We start from the raw sequence: 25,418 nt of genomic DNA, 5'->3' as shown, positions 1-25,418 counted from the left end.
GGAGAGAAAAATGGACGCTAAGCTGAAAGACGTGAACGACAGTTCGGCGAAATGCCCGGTGATGCACGGTTCGATGACCGAGACCGGCTCGTCGAACATGGCGTGGTGGCCGAATGCTCTCAATCTCGACATTCTTCACCAGCACGACACCAAGACCAATCCGATGGGCCCCGACTTCGACTATCGCGAAGAGCTGAAGAAGCTCGACGTCGACGCGCTGAAGAACGACGTCCGCGCGCTGATGACCGACAGCCAGGAGTGGTGGCCCGCTGACTGGGGACACTACGGCGGCCTGATGATCCGCATGGCGTGGCACTCCGCCGGTTCCTACCGTCTGGCCGATGGCCGTGGCGGCGGCGGCACGGGCAACCAGCGCTTCGCGCCGCTGAATTCCTGGCCGGACAACGTCAGCCTCGACAAGGCCCGCCGCCTGCTGTGGCCGATCAAGAAGAAATACGGCAACAAGGTCTCCTGGGCCGATCTGATGATCCTGGCCGGCAACATGGCCTATGAGTCCATGGGCCTGAAGACCTTCGGCTTCGCCTTCGGCCGCGAGGACATCTGGCACCCGGAAATCGACATCTACTGGGGTGCCGAGAAGGAATGGCTTGCGCCGAGCGACAACCGCTATGACGACGTCGGCAAGCCGGACACCATGGAAAACCCGCTCGCCGCCGTGCAGATGGGCCTGATCTATGTGAACCCGGAAGGCGTCAACGGCACTCCGGATCCGCTGAAGACCGCCGCGCAGGTGCGCGAGACCTTCGCCCGCATGGCGATGAACGACGAGGAAACCGCGGCCCTGACCGCGGGCGGCCACACCGTCGGCAAGACCCACGGCAATGGCAGCGCGGAAGCGCTGGGTCCGGAGCCGGAAGCCGCCGGCATCGAGGAGCAGGGCTTTGGCTGGTCCAACCCGAACATGGGCGGCAAGGCCGCCAATGCGGTTACCTCGGGCCTCGAGGGCGCCTGGACGACGCATCCGACCCAGTTCGACATGGGCTACTTCGATTTGCTGTTTGGTTACGAGTGGGAACTGCGCAAGAGCCCGGCCGGCGCCCAGCAGTGGGAGCCGATCGATATCAAGGAAGAAGACAAGCCGGTCGACGCGAGCGATCCGTCGATCCGTCACAACCCGATGATGACCGACGCCGACATGGCCATGAAGATGGACCCCGCCTATCGCGCCATCTGCGAGAAGTTCATGGCGGATCCGGAGTACTTCAAGGACACGTTCGCGCGGGCCTGGTTCAAGCTGACTCACCGCGACATGGGTCCGAAGGCGCGCTACGTCGGCCCGGACGTGCCGAAGGAAGACCTGATCTGGCAGGATCCGATCCCGGAAGGCCCGGTCAACTATGACATCGGCAACATCAAGTCGAAGATCGCCGCCAGCGGCTTGAGCATCAGCGAACTGGTCTCCACCGCCTGGGACAGCGCCCGCACCTATCGCGGGTCCGACATGCGCGGCGGCGCCAATGGCGCCCGCATCCGCCTGGCTCCGCAGAAGGACTGGGAAGGCAATGAGCCGGCGCGTCTGACCAAGGTGCTGTCGGTTCTCGAGCCGATTGCGGCTGACGCCGGCGCGAGCATCGCCGACGTGATCGTTCTCGCCGGCAACGTCGGCGTCGAAAAAGCCATCGAGGCGGCTGGCTTCTCCGTCTCCGTGCCCTTCGCGCCGGGCCGCGGCGACGCGACCGACGCCATGACGGATGCGGAATCGTTCGAGCCGCTCGAGCCGATCCACGACGGCTTCCGCAACTGGCTCAAGAAGGACTATGCGGTCAGCCCGGAAGAGCTGATGCTCGACCGCACCCAACTGATGGGTCTGACCGCGCATGAGATGACCGCTCTGGTCGGTGGCATGCGTGTGCTGGGCACCAACCATGGCGGCACCAGGCACGGTGTCTTCACCGACCGTGAAGGAGCCCTGACGACGGACTTCTTCGTCAACCTCACGGACATGGCCTACGAGTGGAAGCCGACGGGTAACAACCTGTACGAGATCCGCGACCGCAAGACCGGTGCCGTTGCCTGGACGGCGACGCGCATGGATCTGGTATTCGGCTCGAACTCGATCCTGCGCGCCTACGCCGAAGTCTATGCCCAGGACGATTGCCAGGAGAAGTTCGTGAAGGACTTCGTGGCTGCGTGGACCAAGGTCATGAACGCGGATCGGTTCGATCTGGCCTGATCCGCCGCTGAACACGGGAAGCGGGCGCGCTGTCCGCTTCCGCCGCCGGCGGCTGTGACCGGCAGGCACGATTGCCCGCCTCCTCAGAGGGTGGGGCAATTGGGAATTCGGTTCCCGGGTGCCCGATTTCAGCGATCTCGGAGGGACAGGCGCCTGTCGTCTTTCTCTCCAGGACCGCACGAGCGAAATCGGGTGGGTGCGACTGGCCGGTATCTTCGGATACCGGCCTTTTTTTTGATTATTGTGCTCGGCGCTACGGACGGGCCTTCGCGGGATGGTCAGAAGCGCCGGGCCAACAGTTCGCGCAACAGCTTGCGCTTCAGCGCCGCCGAAAAGGCTCTGTAGTCGCGGGCCTCGACGACGAAGCTGCCGTCGCCGCCGATGATTTCACGGCGATAGAAATTGGCGATGCCGCCGGGTCTCTGACTGTTGGCCGAATAGGTCAGCTGGCCGTTGATGGTGCCCAGCGGATGATCGTCAACGATCGGCAGCGCGTTGATGGTGATACCGGCCTTGACGGCGGCGTCGCGCGCAGAGGCCGAGCGGCCGAAGTCGGATGCATGGTCGCTGGCGATGTCGATAACCTTGCGCGCCGTCCCGAAATTGCCGCTGGTGAGCAGATATGTGGCCTGGCGCAGGCTGGCGGCGAGCGCGGTGTTGCCGGCGCTGGATCGTGGCGCGGCGGCGACAGCATCGCCGAAGGCGCGGGTCGAGGGCTCGTCGGTGATCACGCTCCATTCCTTGACGGTAACGATCTCATCCTTGCCGGAAAATTCCACGTAGGTGATGGCGATGCCGCCCGCGTTGGCCTGCACCGCGGCGAGGATGTCCGGATCCGAGAAGGCCGCGCGATAGCCGTTCTTGATCATTTCAAACTCGTCGTTGTCGATGCTCTTGGACACGTCGTTGAGCAGCACCAGCGCCAGAGCGACACCGGAGGTGGGGGAAGGCGCGACTTCCGCGAGCGTCGGGGGCGGCGTCATCGCGCTTGCGCCGGTCAGTGGCGGAACCACGAGTGCCGCAAGGACGGCGAGCTGCGTGAGGGTGCGGCACGGTTTGGGGCCGGGCCATCCTGCGGGTATGCGCATCAGCGTCTCCTCAAAAATTCCGTGGTGGCGCCGCTGCGGACGGCGCATGGGCGCGGCGGCAGTCTATCACGCAGGGGAAGGGGACCGGTATAGGCTAAACGAACGCTATCTGGACGGGCGCCGCGATGCGGTCAGACGGTGTCTTCCGGCACGGGATCCGTCCGGCCGGTGGACCGCCGTCCCGGATGGGTGATCGTCTCACGCCAGGCGACACGGGCGTGCGGCACGGAATCGGTCGCGGCGAAATACGGCTTGATGTCGATAAGCGGCGTGCCGTTCAGGCAATCGAGCCCGCGCACCGACAGGCCGTCGTCGTGCACTGCCAGCAACTCGACCACCGAAAGTGCGATCGGATTGGGCCGCGCCGGCGAGCGCAGGGCGAAAACCCCATGCGTCGTCTCGTCGAAGGCCGGGGCCTGTACGATCAGGTCGCGCCGGGCCTCGTGCATCCAGTAGAGAATGTGGAGGTGGCTGCAGCCCTCGACGGACTTCAGCCCCGGCAGGAATTGCGGTTTCATTGCGATTCTGCAAACCGCATCGCTGTCCTTGCCGCGTCTGGGGCAGGCGTGACGGTCGCTCCAGGGAGTCTCGATATGGCCGATGAAGACGAGGGACGCGTCATTGGCGACCCGGGCCGGATCGTCGATGAGCTGAATTTCGCCGGGGCGCCTGCTGTCCATGGCGGCAGTATAGCGTGAACGCGCCTGCTGGAAAGGCCATCGGGTGGCGGATCTCCCGGCTTTTTTGCATGACGATAAGATTTTAGGTGAATTTGAATTTTATTGTATTCGTATATGAACTGAGGTGTATTCAAAATATATGAAATAGAGGATCAACTACGTATCAATTATTTCTCCCGCGAATGCTTTTTGATTAATTTATCGATGTTAGAAAATTGCAAATTGGGATTGATTGGACACCGAGGTAATCATGGGCGAGCCGATTAAAACAGAGTTGGTCAACTTCTCGATGCTGGAACGCGGCGCATCCGCGGAACAGCGCGCCGAGCTTACGCGGCATGTCGTCAGTCTGTTCAGGTTGACGTCCAAGACCTGCTCCAAGGAGCAGATGGACACCTATGACGCGGTGTTGCTGCGCCTGGCCGACTTCGCCGACGATCCCTCCCGACGCTACATGGCCGAGGAACTGGCCGAGCTTCGCCGCGCGCCCGAAACCATCGTGCTGCGCCTGGCCAATGACATTATCGACGTGGCGATGCCGCTGCTGGAGAGATCCACCCTGTTGCGCGATCCCGACCTTGTCGAGATCGCTCGCCACAAGGATCAGGAACATATGCTGGCGATCGCCGGGCGCGACGTCTTGTCGGAAATGATCACCGACGTTCTCGTCGACCGGGGCGATCCGTCGGTCAAGCGCCGGGTGGCGGGCAATCAGGGCGCGACCTTCTCCGAGCAGGGGATGGCGACGCTGGTGGATGCCGCCGCGCAGGACGAACGGCTGCAGATGGAACTGGGCCGTCGCAACGATCTGCAGGAAGAGGCCATCGTCAAGCTCATCTCCGTGGCCACGCAGCAGGTGCGCCAGGAGTTGCTCGACCAGGGCGAAACGGGCACGGCCGACAAGATCCCGGAAGCCGCGCGTCTCGCGGCTCAACAGATGTCCAATGAATACTGGCTCTCACGCTACGATTTCGAGACCGCTCATGAGACTGTCATGGGCATGGCGAGCCGCGATCAGGTGACCGAGCAGGTGTTGCGCCGCTTTGCCGAGGAGGACCGGTTCCCCGAGGCCGTCGCCGCCTTTGCCTATCTTGGCGGGATTTCTCTGGAAGCGGCCAAGCACTGGATGGTGCGCACCGAGACCGACCCGTTCATCATTGTCGCCCGCGCCTGCGGTCTGTCGCCGATGACCGTTCAGGCCCTGATCAAGGTCGGCCCATGGCGCCATCGCCTGTCGGCCGAGGAGCGGATGACCACGTTCAACCGCTTTCAGGCCCTGACCATGGAAAAGGCGCGTCACGCGCTGGGACTGTGGACAGACCAACGCATCGCGAGCTGAACAGCCGCCGCTCCCGGCCTTCGGGGGCGGCGCTTCGCGTTTCGATTGTTTTTTGGATCCACTGGCGGGTCCGTCAGGCGGATGGGCGGCTTGGTATTGATGAGGCTGTTCGTCCCTGTGTGATTTGACACGGACGCGGCCATGATTTCCTGACCATTTGCACAAGAATTCGGTGCCCTGCGCAAACCCCGCGCGGCACCGCTCCCGGGCACGCGCGTGGCGGACGTGCGAGCCGGATGATCCGGCCGGGACCGAGGCCAATACCCGGCCGGATCGTTTGGCTGCCGCGCGCGCTTGCCAGCCACGCTTTCCTTCAGGCTCATGTCCTCCGCTGAGGGCGCGGAGCCACGCCGGCGTGCGGCACGGTTCTCTCGACGCTCCAGGATACGCCTTTCCCCCATTTTGACGCCCGTTTCACCTTCACGGCGGCGTGCCGGTGCATGCGGTCCTTGCATCCCCTTTCGATTTAGGTATAAAGATATCTTTATATCCGACTATTGCATTGGAAGTGGTGACAATGGATCCGACCCTGGTTCTCGATCACGCCGAGCTCATGGACGCCGGCCGCGATGCGGTCTCCGGCCCTGCTGCGTCCAGTGTCGCAGCGCGAAGCCCCGCGGCGGAGCGAGACGCAACCGGTGACGGGCCGCGTTTGTCGCTCGACGATTTGCTGGCCGGCCTGCGTGCGGCAGGAGAGGCGACGCGCGTACGGCTGCTGGCGCTGCTGGAAGAGGGCGAACTGACGGTCAAGGACGCCACCGCCATTCTCGGCCAGAGCCAGCCGCGGATCTCGCGCCACATGAAACTGCTGACGGAGGCGGGTCTCGTGCAGCGCTTTCCCGAGGGCTCCTGGGTCTACTACCGGCTGGCGGAAGGCGCGCGCGGCGCGCTCGTCTCCTCCGTTCTGTCGAAGATCGAGCCCGACGATCCGGTGATCGCGCGGGACCGCGTCCGGCTCGCCGCCATCAAGCGCGCCCATGCGGAGGCGGCGGCGGCCTACTTCGGCGCGCACGCCGAGCTTTGGGACACCATGCGCGCCCTGCATGTTGCCGAAGACGCGGTTGAGTTGGCGATGCGGGAAATCGTGGGACCGGCGCCCTTTGAGCGATTTCTCGATCTGGGCACGGGTACGGGCCGGCTGCTCGATCTGTTTTCCGATCGTTACGAATTTGGTCTGGGTCTTGATACCAGTCACGACATGCTCCGGGTGGCGCGGGCCAATCTCGAGCGCAGCGGCGTTTCCGGCGCCCAGGTCCGGCATGGCGACATCTACGCGCTGCCGGCGCAGCCGGAGGCCTTCGACGTGGTGGCGGTGCACCAGGTGCTTCACTACCTCGACGATCCGGCTGGCGCGATCGCCGAGGCGGCGCGGGCCCTGCGCCCCGGCGGGCGGCTTCTGGTGGTGGATTTCGCGCCCCATGATCTGGAATTCCTGCGTGTCGAGCATGCGCATCGCAGGCTCGGTTTCTCGCATGAACATGTGGCCGCGTGGATGACCGCGGCCGGACTGGACCTTGTGTCCATTCGTGATCTGGCGCCCGAGGCCGGCCGCACGGATCAGCTGACAGTAACTTTATGGCTTGCGCGCAATACGCCTGAAACCGGCGATGCGCGGCGAGCTGTCTCAAGACGTGAGGTCGCCTGACATGTCCCCTTCAGCCAAGCACGCGCCATCCGCGCGCGACGCCGCGATCGAAGTCTCCTTTGAATTCTTTCCGCCCAAATCCGAGGCGATGGAAAAGACCCTGTGGCGGTCGATCGAAAGGCTGGCGCCGGTGGCGCCGTCCTTCGTCTCCGTCACCTATGGCGCGGGCGGATCCACCCGCGAGCGCACCCACAACACGGTGGCGCGGATCCTGCGCGAGACCGAGCTTAAGCCGGCCGCGCATCTGACCTGCGTGGCGGCCAGCCGCGCGGAGGTCGATGCGGTGATCCAGGATTACTGGGACATCGGCGTGCGCCACATCGTGGCGCTGCGCGGGGATCCGGTCGACGGGTTGGGCGCCGCCTATAAGCCGCATCCCGAGGGCTACGTGAATGCGGCCGGGCTGGTCTCGGGTATCCGGGCCATTGGCGATTTCGACATCTCGGTCGCCGCCTATCCCGAGCGCCATCCCGAAAGCGCGGACTGGGGCGTGGAGCTGGACAATCTCAAGCGCAAGGTCGATGCGGGCGCCAGCCGGGCGATCACGCAGTTCTTCTTCGACAACGATCTGTTCGAGCGCTTTCTGGAGCGGGTGCGCGCGGCCGGCATCACCATTCCGATCGTCCCCGGCATCACGCCGATCCACAATTTCACCCAGGTGGCGTCGTTTTCGAAGAAATGCGGAACGTCCATTCCGGCGAAGCTGGCTGAGAATTTCCAGGGCCTGGACGACGACGAGGAGACCCGCAAGCTGGTCGCCGCCGCCGTCGCCGCCGAGCAGGTGATGGATCTCGTCGGCCGGGGCATTTCGGATTTCCACTTCTACACGATGAACAAGGCGGATCTGGTGTTCGCGATCTGCCACTTGCTGGGCCTGCGTCCGCGCAATGGCGAACAGAGGGCCGCGTAATGACATCTGACGCCACCACATCGGTCACGCCGCAGGAACGGCTGCGCGCGATCGCCCGGGATCGCATTCTGGTGCTCGACGGCGCCATGGGGACGATGATCCAGGACTTGCGGCTGGACGAGGCGGGCTTTCGCGGGCCGCGCTTCGCCAACTGGTCGCAGGACCTGAAGGGCAACAACGATCTGTTGAACCTGACCCAGCCGGATGCGATCCGCGACATTCACATCGCCTATCTGGAAGCGGGCGCGGACATTGTCGCGACCAACACGTTTTCCTCCACCACCATCGCGCAGGCCGACTACGCGATGCAGGACCTCGCCTACGAGCTGAACGTGGAGGGCGCGCGGCTCGCCAAGGATGCCTGCCGCCGCGTCGGCGAGAGCGACCCCTCGCGTCCGCGCTTCGCCGCCGGCGCCATCGGGCCGACCAACCGCACGGCGTCGATCTCGCCGGACGTGAACGATCCCGGCTATCGCGCGGCGAATTTCGACGATCTGCGCGCCACCTACGCGGAAGCCGCGCGCGGGCTGATCGACGGCGGTGCGGACATCCTCCTGGTCGAGACCGTCTTCGACACGCTGAACGCCAAGGCGGCGCTGTTCGCGATCGAGGAAGTGTTCAACGAGAAGGGTGTGCGGCTGCCGGTGATGGTGTCCGGCACGATCACCGATCTGTCCGGGCGCACGCTCTCCGGCCAGACGCCGGAAGCCTTCTGGAACTCGATCCGCCACGCGTCGCCGCTGACCGTGGGTCTCAACTGCGCGCTCGGCGCGCGCGAGATGCGCGCCCATATCGCCGATCTGTCGCGCCACGCCGACACGCTCGTGTGCGCCTATCCCAACGCCGGGCTGCCGAACGAATTCGGCGAATACGACGAAAGCCCGGAGGCCATGGCCGAGATGCTGGGCGAGTTCGCGCAAGCCGGGCTGGTCAATGTGGTGGGCGGCTGTTGCGGCACCACGCCGGATCACATCCGCGCCATCGCGGATGCGGTGGCGGGCAAGGCGCCGCGCGCGATACCCGATGTGCCGCGGCACATGCGGCTGTCGGGCCTGGAGCCCTTTACGCTCACGGCGGAGACGAATTTCGTCAACGTCGGCGAGCGCACCAACGTCACCGGCTCGGCGCGGTTCCGCAAGCTGGTCAAGGAAGGCGACTATGCCGCCGCGCTGGATGTGGCGCGCAGCCAGGTGGAGAATGGCGCCCAGATCATCGACGTCAACATGGACGAGGGCCTGCTCGACTCCGAGCAGGCGATGGTCACGTTTCTCAACCTGATCGCCGCGGAGCCGGACATCGCCCGGGTGCCGATCATGATCGACTCGTCGAAATGGACGGTGATCGAGGCCGGGCTGAAGTGCATCCAGGGCAAGGGCATCGTCAACTCGATCTCGATGAAGGAAGGCGAGGAGGCGTTCATCCATCACGCCCGGCTGGCGCGCGCCTATGGCGCGGCCATCGTCGTGATGGCGTTCGACGAGACCGGCCAGGCCGACACCCAGGCGCGCAAGCAGGAAATCTGCAAGCGCAGCTACGACATTCTGGTCGACACGGTGGGCTTCCCGCCGGAAGACATTATCTTCGATCCGAACATCTTCGCGGTGGCGACCGGCATCGAGGAGCACAACAACTACGGCGTCGACTTCATCGAGGCCACGCGCTGGATTCGCGCGAATCTGCCGCATGCCCATATCTCGGGCGGCCTGTCGAACCTGTCGTTCTCCTTCCGCGGCAACGAGCCCGTGCGCGAGGCGATGCACTCGATCTTCCTGTATCACGCGATTGCCGCCGGCATGGATATGGGCATCGTCAACGCGGGCCAGCTCGCGGTCTATGACGAGCTTGATCCGGAACTGCGCGACTGCTGCGAGGACGTGGTGCTCAACCGCCGCGCCGACGGCACCGACCGGCTGCTCGAGGTAGCCGAGCGCTGGCGCGGCGAGGGCGGCAAGGCGCGCGTCGTCGACATGGCCTGGCGCGATCAGCCGGTGATCAAGCGGCTTGAACACGCGCTGGTCAACGGCATCACGGATTTCATCATCGAGGATACCGAGGAAGCGCGGCTTGAGGCCGAACGTCCCCTGCACGTCATCGAGGGGCCGCTGATGGCCGGCATGAATGTGGTGGGCGATCTGTTCGGCGCGGGCAAGATGTTCCTGCCGCAGGTGGTGAAGTCGGCGCGCGTCATGAAGCAGGCTGTGGCCCACCTGATGCCCTTCATGGAGGAGGAGAAGCGCCTGCGCGGCGGCGAGGGCCGCTCGAACGCCGGCAAGGTGCTGATGGCGACGGTGAAGGGCGATGTGCACGACATCGGCAAGAACATCGTCGGCGTCGTGCTCCAGTGCAACAATTTCGAGGTCGTCGATCTGGGCGTGATGGTGCCCCCGGCCAAGATCCTGGAGGCGGCGCGGGCCGAGAAGGTCGACATCATCGGCCTGAGCGGGCTGATCACGCCGTCGCTCGATGAGATGTGCCATCTGGCCGGCGAGATGGAGCGGGAGGGGTTCGACATTCCCCTGCTGATCGGCGGTGCGACCACGAGCCGGGTGCATACGGCCGTCAAGATCCATCCCAATTACGCGCGCGGCCAGTCGATCTATGTGACCGACGCCAGCCGGGCGGTGGGCGTGTGCTCGCGGCTGATGAGCGACGACCGCGGCGCCTTCTACGACGAGGTGCGCGAGGAATACGTGCAGATCGCCGAAACGCACGCGCGCAGCCGCCAGAACAAGGCGCGGGTGTCGATCAAGGATGCGCGGGCCAACAGCTTCAAGCCGGACTTCAAGACCCATCGGCCCGTTCGGCCGGGCTTTTTCGGCACCAGGGCGCTGACCGATTTCCCGCTTGAGGAGCTTGTCGATCTGATCGACTGGACGCCGTTCTTCTCCGCCTGGGAGATCAAGGGAATGTTTCCCGGCGTGCTCACGGACAACCGTTACGGTCCCGCCGCCAAGGCGCTCTACGACGACGCGCGCAAGATGCTCGACGAGATCGTGTCGGGCAGGAAGCTGAAGGCCAATGGCGTCGTCGGGTTCTGGCCGGCGGCGGCCGACGGCGACGACATCGTGCTCTATCAGGATGAGGCGCGCGCGCAGGAGCATGTGCGTCTGCACACGTTGCGCCAGCAGATGGCGCGTACGGGAGGGACCTCCGGCGGCCGCGCCAATCTGGCGCTTGCCGATTTCATCGCACCCGTGGAGTCTGGCGTTTCCGACTACATCGGCGGGTTCGCGGTGACCGCGGGCATCGGTGAGGCGGAACTCGCGAAGGCCTACGGGGAGGCGAACGACGATTACAACAAGATCCTCAGCCAGGCCCTGGCCGACCGGTTGGCGGAAGCCTTCGCCGAGCGGCTGCACCAGATTGTGCGCAAGGAGCTGTGGGGCTATGCGCCCGAGGAGCATCTCTCGGACGCGGATCTGATCGCCGAGAAATACGCCGGCATCCGTCCCGCGCCGGGCTATCCCGCCCAGCCGGACCACACCGAGAAGGGCACGCTGTTTGCGATGCTCGATGCGGAAGCGCAGACCGGGATATCATTGACCGAGAGCTTTGCCATGTGGCCGGGCTCCGCCGTCTCCGGGCTCTATTTCTCGCACCCCGAAAGTCACTATTTCGGTGTTGGCAAGATCGAGCGCGATCAGGTGGCCGATTATGCGGCGCGCAAGGGATGGGATCTCGAGACGGCCGAGCGGTGGCTGGCGCCGATTCTCAACTACGATCCGCTGCGCATGGAGGCGGCCGAATAGGGGCCGTCCAGGCAATGGATCAGGGCACACCCGGAACGCAAAAACGCCGGCGAATGTCGCCGGCGTTTGTCGCTGTCTGAATGCTTGTGGCTCCGCCGCGATCCCTTGGGCTCTGTCAGCCGGATCGCGGGACCCTTACGCGCCTTGTTAACCGTTGCGGTTGTCAAAGCTGGGGAGCGATGGTGGCGTCTTGTTCAAACAAGGCCGAAAACAATGGCCGCGATGAACAAGAAAGCCGCACACATGGCTAGGACGTTGACGCTACGTGTTAATATCATATCGCTGCCTCCCTGGTAGACAGATGATGTCTCGACGATAAGTGCGGTCCGATCCAAATTGAAGAGAAAAATATGGTGCCGTGCCGCGCGACCTGCGCGTCCGCTTCGGATCTTCTAAAATATCATATTAATATCAATATGTTGAGTTTGCTGCAGCGCAGCGACGATAGTTGTGCGGGCAGAGCCCGCGCGGGGCGCGCTTAAATTGTTAATCTTTCGTGAATGGAATATCGGGTAGTTTTCCGGGGCGGTGACACATGCCGCCGGTCGCGGAACTGGGCTGGCGTTAAGAAATACGAAATTAACCGTCGCTACGAATGGTCGCTGGGACGGATAAACGGCGGAAGTCGGGTCGCGAATGCAAGCTCTTGAGAGATTGACAGAACTGGCGAGCAACGGCGGCGAAGTGGATCGCGGCGAACTGGTCGAAGCGCTGACCGACCTGTTCGTTGCCTTCAACGGCGCCAAGGCCGACAAGCTCGGTTTGCTCTTCGGTACCGTCGTGAGCGGTATCATCGACCATCTTGAGGACGAATCGCGCAAGATTCTCGCCGAGCGGGTGGGGGATCACGACCGTTTGCCGCGCGTTCTTGCCAAGCGTCTCGCCGAAGACGACGTCATTGAAATCGCCCGCAAGATCATCGAAAATTCCACTGTCCTGACCACCGAGGATCTCGTGTCGATCGCGGAAACGCAGTCGCAGGACCATCTGCTGGCGCTTGCCGAGCGCAGCAACGGCCTGAACGCCATGGTCACCGACGTGCTGGTGCGGCGCGGTTCAAGCGAAGTGCTCAAGACCGTGACCGACAATGAGCAGGCGTCGATCTCCATTGACGGATTCGATGTCCTTGTCGGCAAGGCGCGCAAGGATACCGATCTCCAGGAAGCGCTGGTCAAGCGCTCGGACCTGCCGCCCGATCCGGCCAAGCGGCTGATTCCGTTCCTCGACAAGGGGATTCGTGAGCGTCTGGAGGAAATCGCCGGTAATCCGCGCCTCGTGGAGCTGTTCTCGCAGGTCGCGGCGGAGAAGGTGCGCTCGCAGTTGCGCGAGTTCGGCGCGGCGCAGACCCAGACCGATCAGGCGATCGTGGCGCTGCAGACCGGCAAGGCCACGATTGATGACGTGGTCATCTTCTTCTCCAAGAACGACAAGCCTGTCGATCTCGCGCTCGTTCTGGCGAAAATCGGCAACGTGGCGGAAGCGGTCGCGACGCGGCTGGTGCTGAAGGGCGACGACGCGCCGCTGATCCTTCTGTGCCGGGCCTGGACGTGTCGCCCAAGGCGTTCAACCACGTCGTCAAGATGCGGGCCCGCCGGCTGCGGCTGACCGGCCAGAATTCGCAAGCCAGCCTGCAGCGCTATGAAGCGATGACGGTGGAGAAGGCCCGTGAGACGCTGGCGGGCGGAATCAAGCAGTCCGCCTGAGGCGCCCAGGCCCTGCGCGATTTCACGTCGACCTGACCGACGCTTCGAACCGCGCTGATTTATGTCTGCGGCTCCGCTTTCGCCTCCCCAATCGCTTCTTCCGGCTCCTTCACTTCCGGCGTCAACGCCTGGTCGGCCTCGCTCATCGGCTGACGGGTGAAACCCTTGAGGCCCGCGGTCTCGTCGGCGTCGCGGCGGATCTTGATTGGGCTCGCCACATAGCACGTCACCAGTTCCGCCAGGGAGCGCAGCGCGTGCATGTGGATGCGCTCGTAGCCGTGGCTGGCGTCGACGCCGAAGGTGGCGAGCGCGGTGCGCACGTCCGCGCCGGCCTCGATCGCCGATGCGGCATCCGAACGATAGTAGCGGAAGACATCCTTCTGGTAGCGGATGTCGTTGTCGCGGCACAGTTTCACCAGCTTGCGGGTCAGATGGTAGTCGAAGGGCCCGCTCTGGTCGGCCATCGAAATGGTGACGCCGAATTCATCCGAGTTCTGCCCCGGCGCGGAAGTGCCATTGTCGATGGCGACCATCGATGCGATCTCCGGTGTCAGGATCGAGGAGGCGCCGTGGCCGACTTCCTCGGCGATCGTGAAGATCCAGAAGATGTCGACGGGCAATTTGGTGCCGTCCTCGGTCAGGGCCTTGATCGCGGCCAGCATCACCGCGACGCCCGCCTTGTTGTCGAGGTGCCGCGAGACGATGAAGCCGTTGTCGAGCAGTTCCGGTTGCGGGTCGATTGCGACGGTGTCGCCCACCTCGATGCCAAGCCGTTCCAGGTTCCCGGCGTTCCGCGCGAAGGCATCCACCCGCAACTCGACGTAATTCCATCCCACCGGCTGGGTGTCGATTTCCTCGTTGTAGGTGTGTCCGGACGCCTTCATCGGCAGGATGGTCCCGCGATAGCTGCCGTTCTCGGTGAAGATCGTGGCGCGCGCGCCTTCGGCGAAGCGGGCCGACCAGGTGCCAATGGGCACCAGCGCCAGCCGGCCGTTGTCTTTCAGCGTCTTCACCTGAGCGCCGAGCGTGTCGAGATGCGAGACGATGGCGCGCGCGGGACGCCGGTCGCGACCCTTCAGGCAGGCCCGGATGGCGCCGCGGCGGGTCAGTTCGTAGGAAACGCCCAACCGATCCAACATGCCGCAGACGTTGCGCGCGATGGCGTCGGTGTAGCCGGTGGGGCTGGGCGTGGCCAGCAGGTCCTGAAGGGTGTTCGAGAGGTACTCGGTGTCGATGGAAAGCAGGGACATCGTGGTTCCTTTGGGGCTTCGCGGGCTTGTGCCCGTCGGGCTCGGGGAGCCTATTTTCGTCGTGCTTCGCGCGCGGCCTGCGGCAGCGACAGCGGAAACAGCAGGTCGATGAACCGTTCCGCCGTCGGCTGCGGTTCGTGGTTGGCGAGGCCCGGGCGTTCGTTGGCCTCGATGAAGCGGTAATCGGGCACGCGGGGGCTCTTGACCATCAGATCGATGCCTGTCACCGGGATCTCGATGGCCTTCGCGGCAGCGACCGCGGCCTCGACGAGCACGGGATGGACCTCGCCGGTGACATCGTGGATGGTGCCGCCGGTGTGCAGGTTGGCGCTGCGGCGCACGGTGAGTTCGGTGCGGGCGGGCAAGACCTCATCCAGGGTGTGTCCCGCGTCGGCCACGCAGCGCCGGGTTTCCTCGTCCAGCGGAATGGCGGATTCGCCGCCGGTTGCCGCCGAGCGCCGCCGGCTTTGCTTGGCGATGAGCTCGCGGATCGAGGTTTCGCCGTCGCCCGTGATCCGGGGCGGCCTGCGGACGGCGGCGGCGACGACGCGATAGTCGATGACGATCAGCCGCAGATCCTCGCCGGTAACGAACTCCTCGATGAGCACGCGGTCGCAGAGCTGCCGGGCGGCGTCGATCGCCGCGGTGATCTCGCCCATGGTGGTGAGATGCACGAAGACGCCGCGGCCCTGCTCGCCGCGCGCGGGCTTGACCACCACGCTGCCGTATTTTTCCAGGAACGCTTCAATGGCGGTTTCGTCGTCGGTTTCCAACTGCTCGGGTACATGCACGCCGGCGGCGGCGACCACGCGCCGGGTGACCGCCTTGTCGTCGCAGATGGAGACGGCGATCCCGGTGGTGAATTCGCTCAAGGATTCGCGGCAGTGGACCGAGCGTCCGCCATAGGTGAGGCGGAAGAAACCGCCTTCGGCATCCGTCACTTCAACGTGGATGCCACGCCGCCGCGCCTCGTTGACGATGATCGCGCCATAGGGATTGAGCTTGGCGTCGGTGGCGGGCCCGGCGAAGAATTCCTCGTTGATCGGGTTCTTGCGCTTGACCGTGAAGAAGGGCACGCGGTGGAACCCGAGCTTTTCGTAAAGCGCGATCGCCTGCTCGTTGTCATGCATGACGGAGAGATCGAGATTGGCCGCCCGCGCGCCTGAAACTGTTCCGCCAGCCGGCGCACCAGGGCCTCGCCGATGCCCGGGTGACGGGCCTGCGGGTTGACGGCCAGACACCACAAGGAGCAATCGAACCCCTGGTCGCCGATGGCCTGCTTGTGATCGATCCCGGTAACGGTGCCCAGGATTTCGCCGCTCTCCTCGTCTTCCGCGACCAGCACCGTGATTGCCTGGGCGCTGCGCTTGGACCAGAAGAATTCCGGACGAACCGGCACCATGCCGCGTGTCGAATAGATGACGTTGATGGCCTCGGCGTCCGCGCGGGTGCTCAACCGGCGGACGAAAAACCCTTTCGGATTCTTGCGCGCCGGGCGGTAGGTGGAGAGGTCGAGCCGGTAGGTGTGCGAGGGATCGAGAAACAGCTCCTGGGGGGCAGCGGCCAGCAATACATGCGGATCGCGCACGTAGAACGCGATGTCGCGGCAGTCGGGACGCTCCTCGCGCAAGGTGGCGACCAGATCCTCGGGCCTGGTGAAGGTCTCGGCGAAGACCAGCCGTCCCCAGCCGCAGTCGATCGTGGATCCGGACTTGGCGGAGTCCTCGCCGCCGTCGATCGGCGGCTTCAGTCCATGGTCGCGCATGCGGCGGAGCCGATGGTCGTAGGCCGCCTTCGGCCGCCTGGGCGTCTTCTCCGCCATGCTCAGACCCTTGCGCCTGCAGCCACATCTCGAGTTGCGCCACCTGCCACAGTTCCGAACCGCGCAGCTTGGTGATGTGCTCGGTCGGCGCGTCAAACAGCGTCTGCAGGTACTCCTGACGAAACAGGCCCCGGGACCGCGCCGCGTCGTTGGTCAGCGCATCGCGAACCATGTCCAGATAGACCCCCTGAATGTACTTCAGCGCCGGCACCGGGAAATAGCCTTTCGGCCGGTCGATCACGGCGGCGGGAACCACCAGGCGGGCGGCTTCCTTGAGCACGCCCTTGCCGCCTTGCGCGAGCTTGTGTTCGGCCGGGATGCGGCCGGCGAGCTCGACCAGCTCGTGGTCGAGGAAGGGCACGCGCGCCTCGAGCCCCCAGGCCATGGTCATGTTGTCCACCCGTTTCACCGGATCATCGACCAGCATCACGTTGGTGTCGAGCCTGAGCGCCTTGTCGACCGGATCATCCGCGCCGGGCCTGTTGAAATGCGCCTCCACGAAGGCGCGGCTGGCGTCGTGATCGGCGAGATACTCCGGCGCGACATGCCGGCTCAATTGGGCATGGGTGCGGTCGAAGAAGGCGTCCGCATAGTCGCCCACGGGATCGTTGGAATTGATCAGCGGCGGATACCAGTGATAGCCGCCGAACACCTCGTCGGCGCCCTGGCCGGACTGGACCACCTTGATGTGCTTAGAGACCTCGCGCGAGAGCAGGTAGAAGCCGATGTTGTCGTAGGAGACCATCGGCTCGGACATGGCGGCGATGGCCGAGGGCAGGTTCTCCATCATCTCGGCGGAGGGGATGAAGATCTTGTTGTGCCTGGTGCCGTAGTGATCGGCGATCAGATCGGAATACTGAAACTCGTCGCCCTTCTCGCCGTTGGCTTCCTCGAAGCCGATGGAGAAGGTGGTCAGGCCCGACTGGCCTTCTTCCGCCAGCAGTCCGACGATGAGGCTTGAATCCACACCGCCCGACAACAGCACGCCCACGGGCACGTCGGCGACCATGCGGCGCTTGACCGCCAGGCGCAGGGCATCGAGCACCCGGTCGCGCCAGTCCTCGGCGCTCAAGCTGAGGTCTGCCTGGGATTTCGAGAAATCGGGACGCCAGTAGGTGGTGTCCGAGGAGGATCCGTCCGGCTGGAAGATGCGGATGGTGGCGGCGGGAAGCTTGCGCACGCCCTTGAGGATGGTATGCGGCGCGGGCACCACTGCGTGCCAGCTCATGTAGTGGTGCAGCGCTATGGGGTCGATCGATGTGTCGACGTCGCCGGCCTTCAGCAGCGCGGGCAGGGTGGAGGCGAAGCGCAGGCGGCGGCCTGACTGGCTGAGATACAGCGGCTTGATGCCGAACCGGTCGCGCACCAGCGCGAGCCGGCCGCTGTCGCGGTCGTGGATGGCGAAGGCGAACATGCCCTGGAGCTTTTCGACGGCGTCCGGTCCCCATTGCGACCAGGCCTTGAGGATCACCTCGGTGTCGCCATGCGAGGCGAATGTGTGCCCCAGGGCCGTGAGCTCGGCGCGCAGTTCCTGGTAGTTGTAGATGCAGCCGTTGAAGGCGATCGTAAGCCCCAGCGCCGTGTCGACGAACGGCTGGGCGGCCTTTTCCGTGAGATCGATGATTTTCAGCCGGCGGTGGCCGAAGCCCGCGTTGCCGCGGATGACGATGCCCGCGCCGTTCGGCCCGCGTGGCGCCATGCAATCCGCCATCCGCTCGATGGCCGCCGCGGACGCCATGGCGCCGTTGAAATTGATCTCACCGCAAATTCCGCACATCTGGGCCGCGCACCCCCGCTTTCGAATTGATTTGACGCCATATAGTTAGGGTCATATCGATTAGAGTTCAAATAACTACCTGGGCCGGTTCGATGCGCGGCGCGCGGACATCCGGATGGCGAAATGCCTCATCCGACAGTGTCAACGCAAAGCGGCCCCTGGCGCAAGTCAGCGCTCTGCGAACGTCAATGACCCTCGAAACCAGACGATACCGGCACAGCATGACATCCAAAGACGACGCAGCGAAACTCTTCAAGGCGATCCGCCGGATTGTCCGGGCGATCGATCTGCGCTCGCGCGAGGTGGCGCGTGCCGTGGGTCTGACGATCCCGCAGATCGTGGTGCTGCAGGCGGCCCGGGATCTCGGCAAGGTCACCACCAAGGCGCTGTCGCAGCATGCCGATCTCTCGGCGCCGACCGTGGTCATCATTCTCGACAAGCTCGAGGAGAGGGGGCTTGTGGTGCGGCATCGCTCGCCGATCGACCGGCGCATCGTGCACACGCGGCTGACGCCGGAGGGGAGAGGGTGCTGCGCTCCGCGCCGCCGATGCTGCATGACGAATTCCGCAAGCAATTTGCGGCATTGCCGCCGGAGGAGCAGGCCGCGATCCTCGCGTCGATGGACAAGGTCGCCGGCATGATGGGCCCGAAGGGCGCCGAAGCGGCGTCAATTCTGGTTACGGGAGAGACACTGGAGTAGGGGGCTTTTCGGCATGCCCGAACGGGCAGCCCATGGCGAGCAGGACCATGGCGCGTGCCGTCGATGCGCTTCTCGTAGTCGCGCACGAGGCGTCGATGCTCTTGACCAGAAAGCGACGGGCCAGTTCACGAATCCGGCCGCAGACGGTCTGCCGGGGACTGAAGCGGATCGGCGGCATTCGCCTGCCGCAACTGGTGCACACCGGCTAACGCACCGCGTTGATCACCTTGCGGAAATCGACCTCGTGCGGTCGCCCCCACGTTCTGCATCCGGCATCAACGGCGCGACGTGCGCCCACGCCTTGCTGGTCAGATTCGACGGATAACGTTTGGTTGGCGACCCCGGCCATTCGCCCACGGCTTCGCTCTGTCCACATTCAGAGCTTGAATCACGAGGCGCACCGCCGTGAAGGCCCGGCAAACTGATTTTCCAAACGGGCTCTGCGAACGCTTCGCTTTGGGTGTGCTTTATGGATACGTTCTTGTAACAGCTCGCGGAAAACGCCTTTCGGCTTTTCTGACTGACATTTTACGCGCTCATTAACGGCTATCCGAAGCAACTAGGGGCAATTGGGCCATAAGACATTTGTAATCGGAAACCGTCTCTGGCATTCGACGTACTGATCCACAAATTTGGTTTTGATGATTTCTCTAATGCCTGGTGGGAGATCAACCTGAGGGGAGGCATTGATTTTTTCATCAAGATCAATATCTCTCAATTCAATCTCCAAGAAACCTTCAAGTCTTTCAACCGATCGCTCAGTAAACAGATTTTCGAACAGAGAATAATGTATCTGATGCGTGTCAAAGACAGATTCCAGATTGTTCATCGTTGAAATATAATCGGATCGGCTGATTTGCTGTGGATGATCGACGGCGATCAGGACCGTTTCAGTTAATTGATCGTCAGAAATTGTCTCACTTTTGTGTTCTGCGATCCGCTTTGACAGCCGTAAAGCTGACCAGAGCCTCTCTACCGGTTCGCGTAGCAAAAATATTACTTTGACATCAAATCCGTGCCTTTCGAGCACATTCTTGATGTGCCCGAAATCCTCAGAACTCAGATACGAATAAGATGGCGTAATGTCACCCGTCACATTGACATCGTTATCAATGAGCCCCTTAAAATATGCGCCGTAAATATCGTGATCGGCCTGCATTAATCTGCGAAGTGCTGCGGAAGAATTATCAGGTTTGATTGGCTTGGATTGAAATTCTTGGCCCAGGAGACTAAATTTCGCATCCCAGATATGGTATTCCTTTGTAAATCCCATATTGACATTGCTTTGCGCCATCAGGGCTTTGTGGAGCCAAGTAGTCCCGGCTCTCTGGGCCCCTACGCCAAGTATGAATTTCGGTTTCATTTCCAATATTGCTCTTAAATGAGGCGCGTTTCAGCATCCTGGTGGAATCTCGAACTTCCGGAAGAGCTCTTTCAGTTCCCTTGGTTCTGCAGCGCGTGCGCTCTCTTCTCAGCCATTTTCCGTTGATGTGTTTCCATTTAAGCGTTCAGTTCCAATCAGGACTATAGTTTTTCAACTCTTGTTTGTGCGCCTGATCGTACTTTTCTTATATGGAACTGTCCCGGATCCGTTGCTTTCGGCCGAGCTTGATCTATCGCCGTGGGATGCGCAACCGCTGGCCCGGCTCTGCGGTCTCGGGAGGTGCCCTGATCGGTCCTCCACGCTCATATCTGCCGCCAATCCGCATCTTTTATTGAAACGCTCCAAATATCCTTGTAGGATCGTGGCATGAACGATGCTCATGCCGTATCCGCGCTCACGGCGCTCGCCCACGACGACCGCCTCAGGGCCTTTCGCCTGCTGGTGACGACCGGGCCGGAGGGATTGCCGTCGGGCGAGATCGCGGAGCGGCTGGACGTGCCGCCGACGCGAATGTCGTTTCATCTCGCGACACTGGAGCGCTCCGGCTTGCTCGGCGCGACGCGCCGCGGGCGCAATATCGTCTACGCGGTCGACTACGCCCGGATACGCGCGCTTTTGATGTTCCTGACCGAGGATTGCTGTGGCGGTCATCCGCAAATCTGCGGCGATCTCGCCGCGTTGTGCTCCGCGTGTGAGACAGAGACCGGGGAGCCGGGCAAGGCAAGCGTGGCGGCGGAGGAACCGGCATGACCGCCGTTCCGGAGAACGACTGCGCAGGACATCGCCTGCATCCTGACCCCCACTCAACCAAGGAGCCTTCATGGCGACGACGATCTATCACAACCCCGCCTGCGGCACCTCGCGCAACACGCTTGCGATGATCCGCGCCGCCGGGGAGGAGCCGCGCGTCATCGAATATCTGGTGACCCCGCCGGCGCGGGAGGATCTGGTGCGGCTGATCAATGAGAGCGGGCTCTCCGTGCGCGACGCTCTGCGGCGCAAGGGCACGCCCTATGACGCGCTCGGTCTCGATGACCCCAAGTGGTCGGACAATGAGCTGATCGACTTCATGATGGCCCAGCCGATCCTGATCAACCGCCCCTTTGTCGTGACAGGCAAGGGCACGCGGCTGTGCCGGCCGTCCGAAGTGGTTCTGGAAATTCTGGAAGCGCCGATCGGGCGTTTCGTCAAGGAAGACGGCGAGGTCGTCTCGGTGGATGGTGCCCCGCGTGACTGAGCGCATGGGCGACACGCCGAATATCGACGACGCCTGCTTCCGGGAAATCGATGAGGACCGGTTGTTCAGCGCGCCGGAGATCGCCCACAAGCCGCGCGTTCTGCTGCTGCACGGTTCGTTGCGCGAACGCTCCTACAGCCGGCTGCTGAACGAGGAAGCGGCGCGGGTGCTGCGCCGCTTCGGCGCGGAGACGCGGCATTTCGATCCCTCGGGCCTGCCGCTGCCCGATGATGCGCCTGCCGATCATCCCAAGGTTCAGGAGCTGCGTGAGCTGGTGATGTGGTCCGAGGCGCAGGTCTGGTGCTCGCCCGAGCGCCACGGCGCGATGACCGGCATCATGAAGTCGCAGATCGACTGGATTCCGCTGGCGCTCGGCGCGGTGCGGCCGACCCAGGGCAAGGTGCTGGCGGTGATGCAGGTTTGCGGCGGCTCGCAGTCCTTCAACGCCGTCAGCCAGCTTCGCGTGCTCGGCCGATGGATGCGCATGGTGACGATCCCCAATCAGTCGTCTGTTGCCAAAGCCTATCTGGAGTTCGATGAGGACGGCCGGATGAAGCCCTCCAGCTATTATGATCGCGTCGTCGACGTGATGGAGGAACTGGTCAAGTTCACGCTGCTGCTGCGTGGCCGCTCGGACTATCTGGTCGAGCGCTATTCGGAACGCAAGGAAAGCGCGGCAAAGCTTTCGGAGCGGGTCAACCAGCGTTCGATCTGACCCCGGTTCTGGTCGTGGATCCATGACCTGAGGGGCCAGAGTCTAGGCCTCCGCTGCCTCGCTTTTTTGTTCGGGATGCAGGCGTTTGCCCAGAATATGGGTGTCGTGGCTGATGATATGCTGCGTCGTGCCGACGATCAGAGGGTCGGGCTTGCCGACGACGGAGACAGATTTGTCGGGGTAGGGAAGGGCGTTGAGGAAATGCGCCATGCAGTTCAGGCGGGCGCGTTTCTTGTCGTTCGCCTTGATCACGGTCCAGGGCGCGTCGGCGGTGTCGGTGTAGAAGAACATCGCCTCCTTGGCCTCGGTGTAGTCGTCCCATTTGCTCAGTGACGCGAGATCGATCGGCGAAAGTTTCCACTGTTTCAGAGGGTCGGTTTCGCGGGCGTTGAAACGGCGGTGCTGCTCGTCCTGGGTGATCGAGAACCAGTATTTGAACAGGTGGATGCCGTCGCGAACCAGCATGCGCTCGAAGTCCGGGCACTGGCGCATGAATTCGAGGTACTCGCCGGGCTCGCAAAAATTCATCACCCGCTCGACGCCGGCGCGGTTGTACCAGGAGCGATCGAACAGCACCATTTCGCCCCCGCCGGCAGATGTTCGACATAGCGCTGGAAGTACCACTGACTGCGTTCGCGCTCTGTGGGTTTGGGCAGGGCGACAACGTTGGCGCCGCGTGGATTGAGATGCTCCATGAAACGCTTGATGGTCCCGCCCTTGCCGGCGGCATCGCGGCCTTCGAAGAGGATCAGAACACGCTCGCCCGATTCCTGGATCCACCTCTGCGCCTTCAGCAGTTCTACCTGCAGCTTTTCCTTGCGCGCCTCATAGACCTTGCGGCGCATCTTCGTGGCGTAGGGATATTCGCCGGTCTCGAAGAGATGGTGGATGGCGTTCGGATCATGGCGCATTTCCGCGAGCCGGTGGTGCGGCTCGTCGCGCAGGTCATCCGCTCCATTGCCGGAACCGGATTTGGGGGGCTCAGGTGTATCTGCCATTGCGCTTCTTCCGCCCGCGATTCCTGATTGCTCTGGCGCACCTGCCGCATGTGCACCGTGTGGGACCATCATAGCGGTGGCGGGATTGATGTAAATTGTGTCGCCGGCAAATGAATGGCGCGCGCGCCGTGTTTGATCGCGCGCAAGGTCACGCGGGCGCGGCTGGCCGATGCTGACGGGGGCGGAGAGTACAAGGAGCGGCATGATGCAAAGGGGCATGCGGGCGATGGTGCTGGAGCGGGCCTGTGAACCGCTGGTGCCGCGGGAGAGGCCGGTCCCGGTGCCCGGCCCGGGGCAGGTGCTCGTTGAAATCGCGGCCTGCGGTGTCTGCCGCACGGATCTGCACGTGGTGGACGGGGAGTTGCCCGACTGTCCCTTGCCGATCGTGCCCGGACACGAAGTGGTGGGCCGGGTCGCGGCGCTCGGGCTGGGCGTCACGGATCTTAAACGCGGCATGCGCGTCGGCGTGCCCTGGCTGGGCCACACGTGCGGCGCCTGCCCCTATTGCGCGTCGGAGCGCGAGAACCTGTGCGATGCACCGCTGTTCACCGGCTATACGGTCGACGGCGGCTATGCCTCGCATATGCTGGCGGACGCCGGCTACTGTTTTCCTTTGCCGGATGCCTATACCGATGTTGAGGCCGCGCCGCTTTTGTGCGCGGGGCTGATCGGCCACCGCAGTCTCAAGATGGCGGGGGACGGGGCGGTGATCGGCATCTACGGTTTTGGCGCCGCGGCCCATATCGTGGCGCAGGTGGCGCGCTTTCAGGGGCGCACGGTTCATGCCTTCACCCGTCCCGGCGACACGCAGGCTCAGGCCTTCGCCCGGTCCATGGGATGCGCCTGGGCGGGCGATTCAGGCGAGGCGCCGCCGGAGCCGCTCGATGCGGCGCTGATTTTCGCGCCCGTCGGCGCGCTGGTGCCCGAGGCTCTGCGCCGGGTCAAAAAGGGCGGCACCGTGGTTTGCGGCGGCATTCACATGTCGGATATTCCGTCGTTTCCCTATCGCGATCTATGGGAGGAACGGGTGATCCGGTCGGTCGCCAATCTTACGCGGCGCGACGGGCTGGAGTTTCTGCCCCTGGCGGCCCGGGCCGGCGTGCGCACCGAGGTCATCGAATATCCGCTTGAGCGGGCCAACGAGGCGCTGGCCAATCTGCGTGAGGGGCGCCTGTCCGGCGCCGCCGTGCTGGTGCCGTAAATCTCGCGTGAACGCCTTAATTCAGGCGCTCGCGCGGCGCACCATCGCGGTCATGAGGCCGGCGCCGATGAGAACGCTTCCGCCGACCCGGTTGATGATCTGCATGGTGGCGGGCTTTTTCACCTGCGTGCGCACAGCGGAGGCAAGCCAGGCGTAGGCCAGTGCGTTGATGATGGCGAGGACCACGAAGGTCACACCCATCAGCACAAGCTGCGGCGCAATGGGCGCGCCGGGCGCGATGAAATGCGGCAGGAAGGCGATGAAAAACGCGATCCCCTTGGGGTTCAGCGCTGTGACGATCCAGGCGTGCAGCACGATCGTCCGGCTGCTGCGGACGGAAAGGTCATGCGTTCCCAATGGAACCGGTTTGCTCCGCCAGAGTTTGACTCCCAGCCACACGAGGTAGGCGGCGCCGATCCACTTGAGCGCCGAGAACAGCATGGCCGAGGTGGCAAGCAGCGCGCCGAGGCCGAGGAGCGAGAGCGAGGCGGCGGTGGCGTCGCCCAGGGCCACGCCCGTCACGGTCGCCAGAGCCGAGCGTCTTCCGTGCGAGAGCGCATAGCTGACGACCAGCATGATGGTCGGGCCGGGAATCGCGAGAACCAAGAGGGTTGCAAGCACATAAGCGGTGTAGAGTTCGAGTGTCATCGTTTGTTTCCTGCAGCGAGATAAAGATGATAGCGCCGAAACCAGGCAACCGGAACATCAGATACGACATGACACACCGCACCGCGACGACTGCCTCAACCCTGGCCCTTGCCGCACTGCTGATCGCCTTTCTTCTGGCGGCCGGCGCACCCCACGCCATGGCCGGTCCGTTGTCCCCCTGGGACGTCCAGAGGGCGCTTGGGCGCGGCGGCAATGCAATTCTCGACAAGGTCGATCCCAATCGCAAATCTCCCGGGACATCCAAGGCCCAACGCGTCGCGCCGAAGAAAAAGCGCCCGGTCGTTCGATCGGGGGAACCCGCTCCGGTGCCGGCGGCAAGACCCGCCGAGGACGATGGACCGACCGCGGGCCCTGAGA

The 25,418-nt window shown here is 63.7% G+C and carries 18 protein-coding genes and 3 pseudogenes; 13 read left to right on the top strand and 8 right to left on the bottom strand.

Annotated elements, in window-relative coordinates:
• Window positions 1–10: 10 nt before the first annotated feature.
• Window positions 11–2,194 (top strand): catalase/peroxidase HPI, encoded by a 2,184-nt coding sequence (gene katG / locus D1F64_RS16800; RefSeq protein ID WP_117413354.1) that lies wholly within the window; start codon window positions 11–13, stop codon window positions 2,192–2,194.
• Between the two features lie 278 nt (window positions 2,195–2,472).
• Here katG and D1F64_RS16795 read toward each other — a convergent pair whose 3' ends face one another.
• Together D1F64_RS16795 and tsaA are read right to left on the bottom strand one after the other, a co-directional pair.
• Window positions 2,473–3,282, bottom strand: coding sequence for a DUF1194 domain-containing protein (locus tag D1F64_RS16795; RefSeq protein WP_162901618.1), 810 nt, complete (start codon window positions 3,280–3,282; stop codon window positions 2,473–2,475).
• Between the two features lie 131 nt (window positions 3,283–3,413).
• A complete protein-coding gene (gene tsaA, locus D1F64_RS16790) occupies window positions 3,414–3,875 on the bottom strand; it encodes a tRNA (N6-threonylcarbamoyladenosine(37)-N6)-methyltransferase TrmO (RefSeq protein WP_346432329.1) in 462 nt (153 codons plus the stop codon).
• A 337-nt stretch (window positions 3,876–4,212) separates the two neighbouring features.
• Here tsaA and D1F64_RS16785 point away from each other — a divergent pair, with 337 nt between their 5' ends.
• The 6 genes from D1F64_RS16785 (at window position 4,213) to D1F64_RS25165 (ending at window position 13,308) form a co-directional block, all read left to right on the top strand.
• A complete protein-coding gene (locus D1F64_RS16785; RefSeq protein WP_117414669.1) occupies window positions 4,213–5,301 on the top strand; it encodes a DUF2336 domain-containing protein in 1,089 nt (362 codons plus the stop codon).
• 517 nt (window positions 5,302–5,818) lie between these two features.
• On the top strand, window positions 5,819–6,946 hold the full coding sequence (locus tag D1F64_RS16780) for a metalloregulator ArsR/SmtB family transcription factor (protein ID WP_248304493.1): 1,128 nt from the start codon (window positions 5,819–5,821) through the stop codon (window positions 6,944–6,946).
• 1 nt (window position 6,947) lies between these two features.
• Window positions 6,948–7,856: a methylenetetrahydrofolate reductase [NAD(P)H] gene (gene metF, locus D1F64_RS16775; protein WP_117413351.1), complete on the top strand. Its 909-nt coding sequence runs from the start codon at window positions 6,948–6,950 to the stop codon at window positions 7,854–7,856.
• On the top strand, window positions 7,856–11,605 hold the full coding sequence (gene metH, locus D1F64_RS16770) for a methionine synthase (protein ID WP_117413350.1): 3,750 nt from the start codon (window positions 7,856–7,858) through the stop codon (window positions 11,603–11,605). Before metF ends, metH begins: the two co-directional genes overlap by 1 nt.
• 636 nt (window positions 11,606–12,241) lie before the next feature.
• Window positions 12,242–13,210, top strand: a complete 969-nt coding sequence (locus D1F64_RS16765; protein ID WP_117413349.1) for a DUF2336 domain-containing protein — start codon at window positions 12,242–12,244, stop codon at window positions 13,208–13,210.
• Window positions 13,186–13,308, top strand: coding sequence for a hypothetical protein (locus tag D1F64_RS25165; RefSeq protein ID WP_256372876.1), 123 nt, complete (start codon window positions 13,186–13,188; stop codon window positions 13,306–13,308). Before D1F64_RS16765 ends, D1F64_RS25165 begins: the two co-directional genes overlap by 25 nt.
• A gap of 59 nt (window positions 13,309–13,367) precedes the next feature.
• Here D1F64_RS25165 and D1F64_RS16760 read toward each other — a convergent pair whose 3' ends face one another.
• The 3 genes and pseudogenes from D1F64_RS16760 to D1F64_RS24755 all read right to left on the bottom strand — a co-directional run.
• The gene (locus tag D1F64_RS16760; RefSeq protein ID WP_117413348.1) at window positions 13,368–14,558 is read right to left on the bottom strand and encodes an osmoprotectant NAGGN system M42 family peptidase; all 1,191 of its coding nucleotides are present in this window, start codon (window positions 14,556–14,558) and stop codon (window positions 13,368–13,370) included.
• 50 nt (window positions 14,559–14,608) lie between these two features.
• Window positions 14,609–16,380, bottom strand: a pseudogene (gene ngg / locus D1F64_RS24760) (N-acetylglutaminylglutamine synthetase).
• Window positions 16,381–16,390: 10 nt separating this feature from the next.
• Window positions 16,391–18,157, bottom strand: a pseudogene (locus D1F64_RS24755) (N-acetylglutaminylglutamine amidotransferase); the annotation flags it as partial.
• A gap of 221 nt (window positions 18,158–18,378) precedes the next feature.
• Between D1F64_RS24755 and D1F64_RS16750 the strand changes: the two are divergent.
• Together D1F64_RS16750 and D1F64_RS23535 are read left to right on the top strand one after the other, a co-directional pair.
• Complete coding sequence (locus D1F64_RS16750) at window positions 18,379–18,798, top strand: MarR family transcriptional regulator (RefSeq protein ID WP_346432256.1); 420 nt, start codon at window positions 18,379–18,381, stop codon at window positions 18,796–18,798.
• Window positions 18,799–18,889: 91 nt separating this feature from the next.
• The gene (locus tag D1F64_RS23535; protein WP_162901617.1) at window positions 18,890–19,066 is read left to right on the top strand and encodes a hypothetical protein; all 177 of its coding nucleotides are present in this window, start codon (window positions 18,890–18,892) and stop codon (window positions 19,064–19,066) included.
• A gap of 350 nt (window positions 19,067–19,416) precedes the next feature.
• Here the strand turns inward: D1F64_RS23535 and D1F64_RS16745 are convergent, their stop codons facing one another.
• Window positions 19,417–20,220, bottom strand: a complete 804-nt coding sequence (locus D1F64_RS16745) for a sulfotransferase (protein WP_117413346.1) — start codon at window positions 20,218–20,220, stop codon at window positions 19,417–19,419.
• Window positions 20,221–20,607: 387 nt separating this feature from the next.
• Between D1F64_RS16745 and D1F64_RS16740 the strand changes: the two genes are divergently transcribed.
• From D1F64_RS16740 to arsH, 3 genes are all read left to right on the top strand, one after another.
• A complete protein-coding gene (locus D1F64_RS16740) occupies window positions 20,608–20,991 on the top strand; it encodes a metalloregulator ArsR/SmtB family transcription factor (RefSeq protein WP_117413345.1) in 384 nt (127 codons plus the stop codon).
• Between the two features lie 70 nt (window positions 20,992–21,061).
• Window positions 21,062–21,478 carry an arsenate reductase (glutaredoxin) gene (gene arsC / locus D1F64_RS16735; protein ID WP_117413344.1) on the top strand — a complete coding sequence of 139 codons (417 nt, stop codon included), beginning with the start codon at window positions 21,062–21,064 and terminating at the stop codon, window positions 21,476–21,478.
• 4 nt (window positions 21,479–21,482) lie between these two features.
• Entirely contained in the window at window positions 21,483–22,193 is a 711-nt protein-coding gene (gene arsH, locus D1F64_RS16730) for an arsenical resistance protein ArsH (protein WP_117414667.1), read from the top strand.
• A 42-nt stretch (window positions 22,194–22,235) separates the two neighbouring features.
• Here arsH and ppk2 read toward each other — a convergent pair.
• Window positions 22,236–23,005, bottom strand: a pseudogene (gene ppk2, locus D1F64_RS16725) (polyphosphate kinase 2); the annotation flags it as partial.
• Between the two features lie 403 nt (window positions 23,006–23,408).
• Here ppk2 and D1F64_RS16720 point away from each other — a divergent pair.
• Window positions 23,409–24,392, top strand: coding sequence for a zinc-dependent alcohol dehydrogenase family protein (locus tag D1F64_RS16720; RefSeq protein WP_117413343.1), 984 nt, complete (start codon window positions 23,409–23,411; stop codon window positions 24,390–24,392).
• A 21-nt stretch (window positions 24,393–24,413) separates the two neighbouring features.
• Here the strand turns inward: D1F64_RS16720 and D1F64_RS16715 are convergent, their stop codons facing one another.
• The gene (locus D1F64_RS16715) at window positions 24,414–25,040 is read right to left on the bottom strand and encodes a LysE family translocator (protein ID WP_117413342.1); all 627 of its coding nucleotides are present in this window, start codon (window positions 25,038–25,040) and stop codon (window positions 24,414–24,416) included.
• Window positions 25,041–25,418: the final 378 nt, after the last annotated feature.

Origin of the sequence: Breoghania sp. L-A4 (assembly GCF_003432385.1) — a bacterium.
GTDB lineage: Bacteria > Pseudomonadota > Alphaproteobacteria > Rhizobiales > Stappiaceae > Breoghania.
The sequence above is the reverse complement of the archived record's forward strand: the minus strand, read 5'-3'. Positions and strand labels throughout refer to the sequence as shown.